This window comes from Mesorhizobium sp. M7A.F.Ca.US.014.04.1.1, from assembly GCF_003998745.1.
Classification (GTDB): Bacteria; Pseudomonadota; Alphaproteobacteria; order Rhizobiales; family Rhizobiaceae; genus Mesorhizobium; species Mesorhizobium ciceri.
In genome coordinates, this window is sequence record NZ_RZRW01000008.1 from 1 (window position 1) to 12,142 (window position 12,142).

A 12,142-nucleotide genomic window follows, 5' to 3' on the forward strand; every position below is an offset into this window, starting at 1 on the left:
GAATAGAGCAGGAACTGGCCGAGCGTGCCTGGCGATATCGAGCCTTCGAGCACGTCGCGCGAGCCGAACCACAGCACCGCCACGACGGACGAGAAGATGGTGAAAATGGCGAAGAAGGTTAAGAAGGAGCGCGCGAAGATCGAGGAGCGTGCCGCCTCGAAAGCAGCTTCCACCGCAGCCGAGAAATGCCCGGTGACCAGCTTCTCATTGGTGAAGGCCTGCAGCGTGCGCACCGCGCCGATCTGCTCGCTGGCATAGGCGGTGGCATCGGCCAGCGTATCCTGCGCCTGACGTGATTTGCGCCGCACCGAACGGCCGAAGGCGACCAGCGGCAGCACGATCACGGGTATTGCCGCGATGACCAGGCCGGACAGTTTCGGGCTGGTGATGACCATCATCCCCACCGCGCCAAGGCCGAGGATGACATTGCGCAGCGCCACCGAGGCCGTCGCTCCGACCGCCGACTTGACCTGCGTCGTGTCGGCGGCAAGCCGCGACACGATCTCGCCCGACTGGGCGGTGTCGAAGAAGGCAGGCGACAGCGTCGTCACATGGGCAAACACATCGCGCCTGATATCGGCGACGACGCGCTCGCCCAGCGTGATGACGAAATAGTAGCGGCCGGCCGATGCTGCCGCCAGCAGGGCGGCCATAGCCACCAGCGCTGCGAAATATTCGGCAATGAAGGTCGTGCTGGACGACGAGAAGCCATGATCGATCATGCGACGCACCGCCAGCGGCAGCGCCAACGTGGTTGCCGCCGCGATAACCAGCGAGATAATGGCGCCGACGACCAGCGTGCGGTAGTGCGTGATGTAGGGGAACAGGCGCCTGAGCGGCTTGAGCGAACGCCGGCGCTCGTCTGCGCTGGTGATTTGCGCCATCCCGATGTTTCCTCCAGCCGTCCTTGGGGTCTGCGCCTCAATATGCGCTTGCCGCGGCCTTGTGATTCAATTCCGGCTGATGTATAGGCTCGCCGACCGTTTTAGAAGCCGTGGCTCCTCAATAGCTGCGGCTTCGAGTTTTAAAAAGGGGCGCATCGACGCAGGCTTATGCCCGTCGCCAGCGCCGGCAAGCCAGGAACCGAACCATGAAGACCGACATCCATCCCGATTACCACACCATCAAGGTCGTCATGACCGATGGCACCGAATACACGACCCGTTCGACCTGGGGCAAGGAAGGCGATACGATGAACCTCGATATCGACCCGACCACCCACCCGGCTTGGACCGGCGGCCAGCAGACCCTGCTCGACCGCGGCGGCCGCCTGTCGAAGTTCAAGAAGCGTTTCGAAGGTTTCGGCATCTAATTGCATGTCGCCCAAAAGTGCGAAGCGGTTTTGGGATAACGACTTGCATCAAGTAAGAACTTAAGCCAAACGAGCTTTCACAGATCGAAAACCCGCCCTGTGGCGGGTTTTTTGTTGCGGCGCGGTCCTACTCGGCCAGCAATTCCCTTAACGCCATGCGCTTGTAGGCGGCGACCAGCCTGTCGCCCTCCTGCCGCTCAACCGAGATCGCCAGCCGCATGGCGGCCTCGCCCATCTGCCAGACCAGAAACGCCGTGGTTTCCAGTGTCGCCGGATCGGCTGCCGGCCGCAGCCGTTTCAGCACCGCGCTGAGGAATTCGGCGTTGGCACGGCTGTCGGCGAGTTCGAGCTGGCGCAGCGCCTTGTCAGCCTGCGTGCCCGACCAGATGTCGCGGATCACCGGCTCGGCCAGGAACAGCCGGTAATAGATGTCGACCAACTCTGAAAACGCGGACTGCAGGCCTTCGGCGTCGCTGATGCCAGCCAGTGCTGCCGAAATGCAGGACTGGCTTTCGGCGGTGTAGCGCTCGGCCAGCGCCCAGATGATCGCCCGCTTGTCCGGAAAGAACTGGTAGAGCGACCCGATCGACACCCCAGCGCGCTCCGCCACCTCACCCATGCGCATGGCATCGCTGCCTTGCTCGGCGATCAGCGCCGAGGCAGCCGCCAGCATGCGCTCGACCCGCTCGCGGCTGCGCTGCTGGCTCGGCGCCCGACGCGGTGAAGCAGCCTGCTTCTGTGCGGAAACGGGGGTTGCCGCGTCTTCCATACCTGACTCCAAATGCCGCCAAAATCACTTGACTCGAAAAATACGAGGGTTTATCACGTTTTGCAAATGTGAGGATTAATCACGTTTATGCGGAGGAAAGCACAATGGGCATCTGGAGCAACTGACATGATCGCGAAACTTCTTCCCACTCTCATCTTCATTGCCGCACTTGGCTCAGGCGTCGTCGGCGGCGTCTTCTTTGCTTTCTCCAGCTTCGTCATGCCGGGCCTCGCCCGCATGCCAGCCGCAAGCGGCATTGCCGCGATGAATTCCATCAACGTCACAGCGGTGACGCCGCTGTTCATGACAGCACTGTTCGGCACGGCTCTCGTCTGCATCGTTGTCGCCATCGGTGCGGTGATCGGCTGGAACCAGCCAGGCTCGCTCTGGCTGGTTGCCGGCAGCCTGCTCTATCTCATCGGCATCGTGGTGGTGACGATGATCTTCAACGTCCCGCTCAACGATGCGCTCGCCGCCCTCGATCCGGCCAGCAGCAATGGCGCAAGCCTGTGGTCGCGCTACCTCGACGAGTGGGTGATGTGGAACCATGTCCGCACCATCAGCGGCATAGCCGCGCTGGCATCCTTCTGGTTCGCCGCGCGTTGAAAAGGATGGATGGAGCCACCGATGAAGGATCAATATTCGAATATGGCCTTCGGCATGGCAATCGGAGTTGGTGTCGGTGCCGCGGTCGGCACCGCTCTGGATGACCTTCCGATGGGCGTCGCCGCGGGTATTGCGATTGGCGCCGCCTTCGGAGCGTGGCGACGCAAGTGACGGCAGCGCCGGCGGCCTCTACGCCTTTGTCTTCCGATCGGAATGACCGAGGTCGCGGTCCGGATCAATGACATCGCGGACCAGTTGCTTCAGCTTGGCCGCGTCCGGAAAACCGCCGTCGCGCTTGCGATCCCAGACAAGCACGTCATTGCAGGAAATGGTGAAGATGCCGCCGGTGCCCGGCACCAGCGTTACTTCGCCGAGGTCCGTGCCGAAGGTCGACAGCAGCTCCTGCGCCATCCAGCCGGCGCGCAACAGCCATTGGCACTGCGTGCAGTAGGTGATGCGGATGGCGGGGAGCACTCTCTCGCTCATGCCGGGCTGAGCTCCGCTCATGCCGCGCTGAGCTTGGCCATGGTCTCGTCGTCGACTTCGAAGTTGGCGTAGACGCTCTGCACGTCGTCGTCGTCCTCGAGCGTGGCGACCAGTTTCATCAGCGACTGTGCCCGCTCCTCGTCGACCGGAACGTTGTTCTGCGGCCGCCAGATCAGCTTCACCGATTCTGCCTCGCCGAGCGAGGTTTCCAGAGCCTTCGACACCTCACCGAGATTCTCGAAGGCGCAATAGATGGTGTGGCCTTCCTCGTCGGTTTCCACGTCGTCGGCGCCGGCTTCGATTGCCGCTTCCATGACCTTGTCGGCGCTGCCGGCCGATGCCGGATAATAGATCTCGCCGACGCGGTCCCACATGAAGGAAACCGAGCCCGTTTCGCCCATCGCGCCGCCGGCCTTGGTGAAGGCAGCACGCACATTGGACGCCGAGCGGTTGCGGTTGTCGGTCAGCGCCTCGACAATGACAGCGACGCCGCCCGGGCCATAGCCCTCATAGCGCACGGCTTCGTAATTCTCGGCATCGCCCATCGAGGCCTTGTTGACGGCGCGCTGGATGTTGTCCTTCGGCATCGACACCGCCTTGGCGTTCTGGATCGCCAGGCGCAAGCGCGGGTTCATCGATGGATCGGGCGTCCCGCTCTTGGCGGCGACGGTGATTTCGCGCGCCAGCTTGGAAAACATTTTAGACCGCACCGCATCCTGGCGGCCCTTGCGGTGCATGATGTTCTTGAACTGTGAATGGCCAGCCATGGCACCCCTGTCGTCTTCTCGGCTAGAGCATCGCGAAGCGAAGTGATCTGACCTCGTCTTCCGCAATGCCCGAATTCAAAATTTCAGAGCGTCCCAGGTGCACCTCTTGGAAGCACGGCGTTCTCTGTCGGAATGGCCGGCTTATAGATAAATCGGCTCAATTCGTCCAGCCGCACCGCGCATGCGGCGCAAGACGTGACCTGCTGCGGCCGCTCACGCCTCGAGGTCCGACTTCAGTCGGTCGATGATGCTGAGCGCATGGCCGGCATACTGGCTGATCCAGCGGTCGTGGATCTGCTTGATCGGCAGCGCGTTGAGATGGTTCCAGCGCTCGCGGCCGTCGCGCCGCGCAACGATCAGGTCGGCCTCCTCCAGCACCTTCAGATGCAGCATGACCGTGCAGCGATCGATATCGGGAAAGGCCTCGCACAGCATGCCGGTCGTCTTCGGCGCGTCCTTCAGCTGATCCAGCATTTCGCGCCGGCGCGGATGCGCCAGCGCCTTGAAAACATTGTCGTCTTGCGATCTGCTTGACATGTTATGTTTATATAACGTATCTTTGGACCGATCAAGGGAAGGAGCTGTGGATATGTCACTTGGATTCAGTGTTTCCGGACGCATCGGCAAGCCGGTCGCCGACGTCTTCGACGCAGTCGTCAATCCGAAGAAACTGAGCGGCTATTTCACCACGATCGGCGGCGCCAGCGCCCCGCTGGAAGCCGGCGCCGGCGTCGTCTGGTGGGGCAAGGTGCCGGTTGAGGTCGACGAAGTGGTCAAGGACCGCCGCATCGTGCTGCGCTGGGATGCCACCGATGAGGACGGCAAGCCGGCCTACAAAACCCGCATCGAGATGAACTTCGAACCGCTGGACGATGGCGGCACCTTCGTCACCATCGCCGAGAGCGGCTGGCAGGAAGGCGCGGTCGGCCTGAAGAAGTCCTACCTCAATTGCGAGGGCTGGTCGCAGATGCTGGCCTGCATGAAGGCCTATGTCGAGTACGGCATCAATTTGCGCGACGGTTACTACCGCAGCGAGATGAAAGGCGAACCCGCCAACGAGACCAATGTTTGAGCGACCCGACATCTGAGCAACCAGAAGGAAGAGGAGGCCTTTGCGATGAAGAAAGTAACGCCATTCCTGATGTTCGAGGGCAAGGCCGAAGAGGCAATGACCCTCTATTGCGAGACCATTCCCGGCAGCAGCGTCCTCGACGTCACGAATTACGGCCCCGGCGAAGACGGTCCGCAAGGAACGGTCAAACTAGCGCGGGTGTCGATCGCCGGCCTGGAAGTCATGGTCTTCAACAGCCCCGTCCACCATGCATTCACCTTCACGCCATCGGTGTCGCTGTATGTGGACTGTTCCTCCGAGGATGAACTGAACCGAATTGTCGAGACGCTGGGCAAGGATGGCGCGTTCCTGATGCCATCGGACAATTACGGCTTCAGCCGCCGTTTCGCATGGCTAAACGACAGGTTCGGGGTCTCCTGGCAGATCAATCTCGCATGACTGGTCTGTGCAAGGGCGACCACCCTGCTGCTCTTGCCTCAATGCCCGCCGCCCGGCTTCTTGCGCCGCCGCGCCAGCATGTTGAGCCCCTCGACCAATGCCGAAAAGCCCATCGCCGCATAGATGTAGCCCTTGGGCACATGGTAGCCCATGCCGTCGGCGATCAGTGTCATGCCGATCATCAAAAGGAAGCCCAGCGCCAGCATGACAATGCTCGGGTTTTTGGCGATGAAGTTGGCCAGCGGCCCGGCCGCCAGCATCATCACGCTCACCGCCACGATCACGGCGATGTACATGATGGCGATCTCGTCGGTCATGCCGACGGCGGTGATGATCGAATCGATCGAGAAGACCAGGTCGAGCAGCAGGATCTGGAAGATCGCGCCGGCGAGGCTGATCTGCAGCGTCTCGCCCATCATCGTATCCTTGTGGTCGTCGGGATCGACCGTGTGATGGATCTCCTTGGTCGCCTTCCAGACCAGGAACAGGCCGCCGGCGATCAGGATCAGGTCGCGCCAGGAAAAACCATGGCCGAAGGCCGTGAATACCGGCGTGGTCAGCTGGACGATGATCGAAATGGTGGCCAGCAGCACCAGCCGCATGATCAGCGCCGCCGAGATGCCGAGCCGGCGGGCACGGGCCCGTTGTGCTTCCGGCAGCTTGTTGGTCAGGATCGAGATGAAGATCAGATTGTCGATGCCGAGCACGACCTCGAGCACAATCAGCGTCAGCAGCGCGACCCAGGCGGTTGGATCGGACACAAATTGAAAATGCGGCGCCAGGAATTCGATGAGCTGCATGGAGGTCGTCCCCTCTTTTAACGATCTAGAGCAGTGTCGCCGGCAGTTAGGTACTAAGCGTGCCTATATCAATGTCATGACCAGAAGGACGGTGCGGTTTCCTCCAGCCGCGGGCCGCGACGAAACGGCGCGATCCGCTCGGTCAGCCCGGTGCGGTCGGAAATATCGACGCCGACGCCGCACAAGGTCGCCGGTCCGGTCGCCGCTTCGAAGCGGCCTTTCGGCACTTTCGACAGGAACCGGTTGAGCGGCTCCTCCTTGTCCATGCCGAGCGAGGAATCATAGTCGCCGCACATGCCGGCGTCGGACATATAACCGGTGCCGCCATTGAGGATCTGGTGATCGCCGGTCGGCTGGTGGGTATGGGTGCCGACGACGAGGCTGGCACGGCCGTCGACGAAATGCGCGAAGCACATCTTTTCCGAGGTCGCCTCGGCGTGGAAGTCGATGATCACGGCATCCGCCTGCTCGCCGAGCGGACAGGCGGCAAGCTCGCGTTCGCCGGCCTGGAAGGGATCGTCGAGTTCGGGATGCATGAACACCCGGCCCATGATGTTGGCGACCAGCACGCGCGCGCCGCTCCTGGCGATGTAGACGCCGGAGCCGCGCCCGGGCGTGCCCTTGGGAAAGTTCGAGGGGCGCAGGAAGCGCTCTTCGCGCGGCGCGAAGGCGAGTGCGTCGCGCTGGTCCCAGACATGGTTGCCGGTTGTGACGACATCCGCACCGGCCGCGATCGTCTCGCGAAAGATATCTTCGGTGATGCCGAAGCCGCCGGCGGCGTTCTCACCGTTGACGATGACGAAATCGAGTTTGAAGTCGGAGATCAAGCCGGGCAGTTGTTCCCACACCGCCGTCCGTCCCGTCTTTCCAACCATGTCACCGAGGAAGAGAAGTCTCATATGATCCCGCACCGAAGGTCAGCGAAGCAAAAGCTGCATGACGTCTGTGAAAGATCATGCGTCCTTTTATCTACAATTTTGACGCGAAGCGGCGCAACCCGCTCTCGGTCAGTATTTCCGGAATGACGACGTCATGTTCCTCATCCGGCACCATTGCCACCTCCTGGCAGTCGAAGGCGATGCCGACCAGCCGCGGCGGCTGTCCCTTGTCGATCAGCTTGGCGATGGCGCGGTCGTAATAGCCGGCACCATAGCCGATGCGATGGCCGCGCGCATCGAAGGCGGCGAGCGGCACCAGCATCACCGAGGGGTCGAGCACTTCTGCTTCTTCATGCGGGCCGACCGTGCCGAAACCCATCTCGACCATCGGCGCGCCGCGCACCAGTTCGCGAAAGACGATCGTGGTTTTGTCGAGAATGGCCGGCAGGCAAAGCCGCGCGCCCCTTTCGCGCAAGGCAAACATCAGCGGCCTGACGTCGACTTCCGAGCGCATCGGCCAGAAGCCGGAAACGATCTGGCCCGGCTCAATGTGGAGGTGATCGCGTGCCGTCTCTGCCATTTCAAGCGCGACCTCCACCCGCCAGAATTCGTCGAGCGCATCGCGGCGTCCGAGGGCCTCGCGGCGAAGCTGCTTTTTGAGGTCTTTGAGAGAGGTCATGCAGTCAGGGTAGAAAAGGTCAGATCTGGATGGAGTGTTGGGAGCGACGTTTTCCACCGCAATCATCCACCGAAATGCGGGACGCGTGGCAATAAGTGACGATCCACACAACCGGTGGAGAGAGCGATCCCGGGAACCTACAAAGTAGGTGGGCGCCGTGTGAGAAAACCCACGGGTCTTCCCAGGGACAGCTCCCTAAGGATCGTTAAGGCCCCGGGGAAAATGTTCTCCTGCCGGGAAGCACAGACCGTCCCGCCCAATATAGGCTGCCGGCCGGCTAAGCGCCAGTGAGACGGGCACTCTTTCCGTGTTGGTTCAGGCCCTCGCGCCGCCAACACCTCACCCTTGCACAGGCACGGCCTCGTCCTTACGGTCGCGATGACCAACCGAGGAGCAAGAATGCGTTTCGAAGGCACGGCGGCCTATGTCGCCGACAAGGATCTGATGGTGGCCGTCAATGCGGCGATCGCGCTGGAGCGGCCCTTGCTGGTCAAGGGCGAGCCCGGCACCGGCAAGACGGAACTGGCCCGCCAGGTGGCGGCTGCACTCGGCCTCGACCTCATCGAATGGCACGTCAAGTCGACGACGCGGGCGCAGCAGGGCCTGTACGAATATGATGCCGTCTCGCGGCTGCGCGACAGCCAGTTGGGCGACGAGCGCTTCAACGACATCAGGAACTACATCAAGCGCGGCAAACTCTGGGAGGCTTTCGCCGCCGGCAAGAAGGTCGTGCTCTTGATCGACGAGATCGACAAGGCCGACATCGAATTCCCAAACGATCTCCTGCAGGAACTCGATCGGATGGAGTTCTTCGTCTACGAGACCGGCGAAACCATCCGCGCCGCCGTCAGGCCGATCGTCATCATCACCTCCAACGACGAGAAGGAGTTGCCGGACGCGTTCCTGCGCCGCTGCTTCTTCCATTACATCCGCTTTCCCGACGTCGACACGCTGCACAGAATCGTCGACGTCCACTATCCCGGCATCAAGCAGAACCTGGTTCGGGCAGCCCTCACCCAGTTCTACGAGATCCGCGAAGTGCCGGGGCTGAAGAAAAAACCGTCGACCTCCGAGGCGCTCGACTGGATCCGCCTGCTGGTCGCCGACGATATCGCGCCCGAGGATCTGCGCGCCGACCCGAAGAACGCGTTGCCCAAGCTGCATGGCGCATTGCTGAAGAACGAACAGGATGTCCATCTGTTCGAGCGGCTTGCCTTCATGGCGCGCAGGCAAGGGTGAGGCGCCGGGCACTTGCTACGATCGAGCTTCGCTTGCGCCCTGAGCACGATGACGGTCCCTTGCCTCTTGCGGCGCGACGTTTCTGGGGCCGAAGACGACGAAGCTGATGACGGCAAGGGCAAGAACGCCGATCCCGCTATAGAGCATGACCCAGCCAAAACCGTTGACCAAGGCGGCATGCGCAAGCGCGCCGGACGGGTCGAGGGTCGCCAGCCTGGGCGAATATTGGGAGAGGCCATCGAGATTTCCGGTGGCGATCTTTTCCGCCAACGCGCGCAATTCGTCCGGGTCAAGGGCCGTGCCCAATGCGGTTTTGAGATAGGAAGCAATTCCCTGCGTCAACAGCAGGCCCAGCACCGCGATGTTGATGGCGAGCGTGATCAGCCGCGCGCTGATATCGATGCCCGAAGCCATGCCGGCGCGATCCGGCGACACCGAACCCGTCGTGGTGTTGGTGGTCGGTGAGTTGGTGAGGCCGATACCGATACCGGCGATCAGCGTACCGGGCAGCATGGTCAGCCAGCTGGCTCCCTCAAGGCTCGAACCTATCCTCATGGCGATAAAGCCGACCCCCAATGTCAGCAACCCGAGCGGGATCGCCACCCGCGCCTGATAGCGGGCGCGCAGGCGCTCGGCGGTCGAGGACATCAGCATCAAGGGAAGCGTGTAGACGAGCAGCAGCAGGCCGGTCGTGGTGCTGTCGTAGCCGAGCACACCCGAAAAATAGATCGGCAGATACATGATGAACGGCCAATAGCTGAAATTCATGCCGATGCCGCCCATGATCGCTCCCGAAAATTGACGGATCCGGAACACCGAGAAATCGAACATCGGATAGGGGCTGATCTTCTCGGCAACGAGGAACGCGGCGAAGGCCAGCACGGCAGCACTTGCCACGCCGATGCGGGCACCAGAGCCGAGATCGGCCCCTTGCGTGATCAGATAGGAGAAGCCGAACACCGCGAACGAGAGCGTCAGGATACCGGCACGGTCAAGCTTCTGGGCATTGTGGTCGCGTGATTCGGTGACACCGGCACCGATGAAGACCAGCGCAAGGATGGCAAGCGGCACATGGATGAGGAACACCCACTGCCAGCTCGAGAACGCGACGATCAATCCACCGATGGCGGGACCAAAGCCAAGCCCGATCCCCGAGACGACGCTCCAGGCCACAAAAGCCTTGCCGCGTTCGCTGCCGTCCTGAAACTGGTGGGACAAGACGGCCACGCTGCAAGTGAACATCGCCCCTCCCGCCAGGCCTTGCAGGAAGCGTGCAATGATGAGGAGCGAAGCGCTCGGCGCGAGGCCGCACAGCAGTGAGGCCAGCCCGAAGGCGATGGTGGCGATCACCATCACCCGTTTGCGGCCGAAGCGGTCGGCCAGCGTTCCTGTCGCCATCAGCACCGTGGTGCAGGCAATGGTGTAGGCGTTCATGATCCATTGCAGATCCTTGAAGTCGGCGGCGAGCACGCTTTCCAGTTTCGGAAGGATCACCGGGACGCTGGAGATTTCGAGGCCGAACAGCAGCGAGGCAAGGCAGGCCCCGGCAAGCGCAACGGTGTTTCGGTCGATTTGAAACGTCATGTCGATCACTTTCTGTCGAAGCATTCTGGAACCGGGCTGGCTCTTCAAACTGCGGTCGAGATGACATAGACGAGGCTTTACTATGAAAAAAGACTATGCATTTCTATTTCAGAGATAACAAAATGGAATGACGGAGATGGCCAGTCTCGATGTCGATGCCGTGCGCACTTTCGTCATGGTGGCCGACCTGCAGAGCTTCACCCGGGCGGCTGCAGCACTTGGCAGCACCCAGGCGACGATCAGCGTCAAGTTGCGGCGGCTCGAGGAAAAGCTCGGCGCACGTTTGATCGAACGAACCCCGCGCCGCGTGGCACTGTCGGAAAGGGGGGCTGTCTTCCTGCCCGTGGCCCGCGAATTCCTTGCCGCCCATGAACGCGCCGTCGCGGAATTTTCCGCGGCGCCATGTCGGCTTGCGCTCGGCTTCGTCGATCATGTCGCGGGGCCTGAGCTTTCCACGCTGATCGCCCAGCTTCATGCCCACGATCCGTCGCTCGCGCTCAACATACGGATCGATACCAGCTCCATGCTGGAAGAAGCTTTCGATCGCGGCGAACTCGATGCGGTGATTGTGCACCAGGAAGATGACAGTCGACGCGGTGAAGCTTTGTCGCGCACCCACTATGGCTGGTTCGCGGCACCTGGCTTCGAATGGCGACCAGGCACGCCCCTGCGCCTGGCTCTTTTAAGCACCAGATGCAATTGCCCGGACCGTATGAGAGCGGTCGAAGCGCTGGACCGGGCAGGCATCGCCTGGAATGAGGCTTTCGTCGGCGGCGGCGGCGCTGCCGTCAACATCGCGGTATCGGCGGGCTTTGCCCTTTCCGCCCTCGCTTACCGGGTTGTGCCCCCGGGCTTGATCGAGGTGGGCCGCAAACTCGGCCTGCCACCAATTCCCCCGTCCGAGATCGTTTTGCAGTCGCACGCTCTGCCGCCGCGGGCGCGGGAGGCGCTGCACATGCTCGCGACCGCTTTTCGCGAATATAATTCGCCTGCCGAATAGGCAAGGGTGTTCCTGATCCCGATTCTATTGGTATGGATCGGGTTCCAGACTTCAGAGGGAACGAAATGTCCGAGATAATCGTCCGCCCGCTCGCGCAGTCCGACCACGCCGATTGGCGGCGCCTGTGGACCGACTATCTCACCTTCTATGAGACGAAGCTGCCGGAAGAGGTCTACGCCGTCACCTGGAAGCGGCTGTTCACTCCGGGCGAATTCGAGCCAAAAGGCTTCATCGCCACACTGGACGGCAAGGCGGTCGGTCTCACGCACTTCCTGTACCACCGCTCCGGCTGGTCGGAGAAAAACAACTGCTATCTGCAGGATTTGTTCGCCGACCCGGATGTGCGCGGCAAGGGGATCGGCGCCGCCCTTATCAACGCAGTGAAGGAAGAGGCGGCAAAGATCGGCGTCAAGAATGTCTACTGGATGACGCACGAGACCAACGCCACCGCGCGCAAGCTTTACGACCACGTCGCCCGCCGCACGGGCTTCATCGAGTATGATTTGCTGTAA

Annotated in this window: 17 protein-coding genes and 1 other RNA gene; 8 read left to right on the forward strand and 10 right to left on the reverse strand. The window is 61.8% G+C overall.

The window, feature by feature from the left end; translation table 11 throughout:
- The coding region (locus EOA22_RS01065; RefSeq protein WP_245478577.1) for an ABC transporter transmembrane domain-containing protein at positions 1-884 on the reverse strand (884 nt) is incomplete at its 3' end.
- 206 nt (positions 885-1,090) lie between these two features.
- On the opposite strand from EOA22_RS01065, the gene rpmE reads away from it, so the two are divergent.
- Positions 1,091-1,312: a 50S ribosomal protein L31 gene (gene rpmE, locus EOA22_RS01070; RefSeq protein WP_013529118.1), complete on the forward strand. Its 222-nt coding sequence runs from the start codon at positions 1,091-1,093 to the stop codon at positions 1,310-1,312.
- Positions 1,313-1,439: 127 nt separating this feature from the next.
- On the opposite strand, the gene EOA22_RS01075 is transcribed toward rpmE, so the two are convergent.
- Positions 1,440-2,081, reverse strand: coding sequence for a TetR/AcrR family transcriptional regulator (locus EOA22_RS01075; protein WP_024502910.1), 642 nt, complete (start codon positions 2,079-2,081; stop codon positions 1,440-1,442).
- Between the two features lie 126 nt (positions 2,082-2,207).
- On the opposite strand from EOA22_RS01075, the gene EOA22_RS01080 reads away from it, so the two are divergent.
- On the forward strand, positions 2,208-2,687 hold the full coding sequence (locus EOA22_RS01080) for an anthrone oxygenase family protein (protein ID WP_082826561.1): 480 nt from the start codon (positions 2,208-2,210) through the stop codon (positions 2,685-2,687).
- Between the two features lie 21 nt (positions 2,688-2,708).
- Positions 2,709-2,858: a hypothetical protein gene (locus EOA22_RS01085; protein WP_082826704.1), complete on the forward strand. Its 150-nt coding sequence runs from the start codon at positions 2,709-2,711 to the stop codon at positions 2,856-2,858.
- 18 nt (positions 2,859-2,876) lie between these two features.
- Here the strand turns inward: EOA22_RS01085 and EOA22_RS01090 are convergent, their stop codons facing one another.
- From EOA22_RS01090 to EOA22_RS01100, 3 genes are all read right to left on the reverse strand, one after another.
- Positions 2,877-3,173 (reverse strand): SelT/SelW/SelH family protein, encoded by a 297-nt coding sequence (locus EOA22_RS01090; protein WP_127224143.1) that lies wholly within the window; start codon positions 3,171-3,173, stop codon positions 2,877-2,879.
- A gap of 17 nt (positions 3,174-3,190) precedes the next feature.
- Positions 3,191-3,940: a YebC/PmpR family DNA-binding transcriptional regulator gene (locus tag EOA22_RS01095; RefSeq protein ID WP_013529113.1), complete on the reverse strand. Its 750-nt coding sequence runs from the start codon at positions 3,938-3,940 to the stop codon at positions 3,191-3,193.
- A 213-nt stretch (positions 3,941-4,153) separates the two neighbouring features.
- Positions 4,154-4,477, reverse strand: a complete 324-nt coding sequence (locus EOA22_RS01100; RefSeq protein ID WP_024502907.1) for a helix-turn-helix domain-containing protein — start codon at positions 4,475-4,477, stop codon at positions 4,154-4,156.
- Between the two features lie 52 nt (positions 4,478-4,529).
- Here EOA22_RS01100 and EOA22_RS01105 point away from each other — a divergent pair, with 52 nt between their 5' ends.
- Positions 4,530-5,012, forward strand: coding sequence for an SRPBCC domain-containing protein (locus EOA22_RS01105; protein ID WP_063169205.1), 483 nt, complete (start codon positions 4,530-4,532; stop codon positions 5,010-5,012).
- Positions 5,013-5,057: 45 nt separating this feature from the next.
- A complete protein-coding gene (locus EOA22_RS01110; RefSeq protein ID WP_063169206.1) occupies positions 5,058-5,450 on the forward strand; it encodes a VOC family protein in 393 nt (130 codons plus the stop codon).
- 38 nt (positions 5,451-5,488) lie between these two features.
- Here EOA22_RS01110 and EOA22_RS01115 read toward each other — a convergent pair whose 3' ends face one another.
- The 4 genes from EOA22_RS01115 to ssrS form a co-directional block, all read right to left on the reverse strand.
- Positions 5,489-6,250 carry a TerC family protein gene (locus EOA22_RS01115; RefSeq protein ID WP_013529109.1) on the reverse strand — a complete coding sequence of 254 codons (762 nt, stop codon included), beginning with the start codon at positions 6,248-6,250 and terminating at the stop codon, positions 5,489-5,491.
- Positions 6,251-6,324: 74 nt separating this feature from the next.
- On the reverse strand, positions 6,325-7,149 hold the full coding sequence (locus EOA22_RS01120) for a YmdB family metallophosphoesterase (protein ID WP_024502904.1): 825 nt from the start codon (positions 7,147-7,149) through the stop codon (positions 6,325-6,327).
- A gap of 70 nt (positions 7,150-7,219) precedes the next feature.
- Positions 7,220-7,807 carry a 5-formyltetrahydrofolate cyclo-ligase gene (locus EOA22_RS01125; protein ID WP_024502903.1) on the reverse strand — a complete coding sequence of 196 codons (588 nt, stop codon included), beginning with the start codon at positions 7,805-7,807 and terminating at the stop codon, positions 7,220-7,222.
- 96 nt (positions 7,808-7,903) lie between these two features.
- Positions 7,904-8,059, reverse strand: a non-coding RNA gene (gene ssrS / locus EOA22_RS01130) — 6S RNA.
- A 147-nt stretch (positions 8,060-8,206) separates the two neighbouring features.
- Here ssrS and EOA22_RS01135 point away from each other — a divergent pair.
- Positions 8,207-9,046, forward strand: coding sequence for a MoxR family ATPase (locus EOA22_RS01135; protein WP_063169207.1), 840 nt, complete (start codon positions 8,207-8,209; stop codon positions 9,044-9,046).
- Positions 9,047-9,061: 15 nt separating this feature from the next.
- Here the strand turns inward: EOA22_RS01135 and EOA22_RS01140 are convergent, their stop codons facing one another.
- A complete protein-coding gene (locus EOA22_RS01140; protein ID WP_063170360.1) occupies positions 9,062-10,630 on the reverse strand; it encodes an MFS transporter in 1,569 nt (522 codons plus the stop codon).
- Positions 10,631-10,805: 175 nt separating this feature from the next.
- Between EOA22_RS01140 and EOA22_RS01145 the strand changes: the two genes are divergently transcribed.
- Positions 10,806-11,630 (forward strand): LysR substrate-binding domain-containing protein, encoded by an 825-nt coding sequence (locus tag EOA22_RS01145; protein WP_245459099.1) that lies wholly within the window; start codon positions 10,806-10,808, stop codon positions 11,628-11,630.
- Between the two features lie 65 nt (positions 11,631-11,695).
- Positions 11,696-12,142 (forward strand): GNAT family N-acetyltransferase, encoded by a 447-nt coding sequence (locus EOA22_RS01150; RefSeq protein WP_063169209.1) that lies wholly within the window; start codon positions 11,696-11,698, stop codon positions 12,140-12,142.

Coding starts and splice junctions, on each gene's coding strand:
- rpmE (WP_013529118.1), top strand. CDS start 1,091: ATGAAGACCGACATCCATCCCGATTACCACACCATCAAGGTCGTCATG.
- EOA22_RS01075 (WP_024502910.1), bottom strand. CDS start 2,081: ATGGAAGACGCGGCAACCCCCGTTTCCGCACAGAAGCAGGCTGCTTCA.
- EOA22_RS01080 (WP_082826561.1), top strand. CDS start 2,208: ATGATCGCGAAACTTCTTCCCACTCTCATCTTCATTGCCGCACTTGGC.
- EOA22_RS01085 (WP_082826704.1), top strand. CDS start 2,709: ATGAAGGATCAATATTCGAATATGGCCTTCGGCATGGCAATCGGAGTT.
- EOA22_RS01090 (WP_127224143.1), bottom strand. CDS start 3,173: ATGAGCGAGAGAGTGCTCCCCGCCATCCGCATCACCTACTGCACGCAG.
- EOA22_RS01095 (WP_013529113.1), bottom strand. CDS start 3,940: ATGGCTGGCCATTCACAGTTCAAGAACATCATGCACCGCAAGGGCCGC.
- EOA22_RS01100 (WP_024502907.1), bottom strand. CDS start 4,477: ATGTCAAGCAGATCGCAAGACGACAATGTTTTCAAGGCGCTGGCGCAT.
- EOA22_RS01105 (WP_063169205.1), top strand. CDS start 4,530: ATGTCACTTGGATTCAGTGTTTCCGGACGCATCGGCAAGCCGGTCGCC.
- EOA22_RS01110 (WP_063169206.1), top strand. CDS start 5,058: ATGAAGAAAGTAACGCCATTCCTGATGTTCGAGGGCAAGGCCGAAGAG.
- EOA22_RS01115 (WP_013529109.1), bottom strand. CDS start 6,250: ATGCAGCTCATCGAATTCCTGGCGCCGCATTTTCAATTTGTGTCCGAT.
- EOA22_RS01120 (WP_024502904.1), bottom strand. CDS start 7,149: ATGAGACTTCTCTTCCTCGGTGACATGGTTGGAAAGACGGGACGGACG.
- EOA22_RS01125 (WP_024502903.1), bottom strand. CDS start 7,807: ATGACCTCTCTCAAAGACCTCAAAAAGCAGCTTCGCCGCGAGGCCCTC.
- EOA22_RS01135 (WP_063169207.1), top strand. CDS start 8,207: ATGCGTTTCGAAGGCACGGCGGCCTATGTCGCCGACAAGGATCTGATG.
- EOA22_RS01140 (WP_063170360.1), bottom strand. CDS start 10,630: ATGACGTTTCAAATCGACCGAAACACCGTTGCGCTTGCCGGGGCCTGC.
- EOA22_RS01145 (WP_245459099.1), top strand. CDS start 10,806: ATGGTGGCCGACCTGCAGAGCTTCACCCGGGCGGCTGCAGCACTTGGC.
- EOA22_RS01150 (WP_063169209.1), top strand. CDS start 11,696: ATGTCCGAGATAATCGTCCGCCCGCTCGCGCAGTCCGACCACGCCGAT.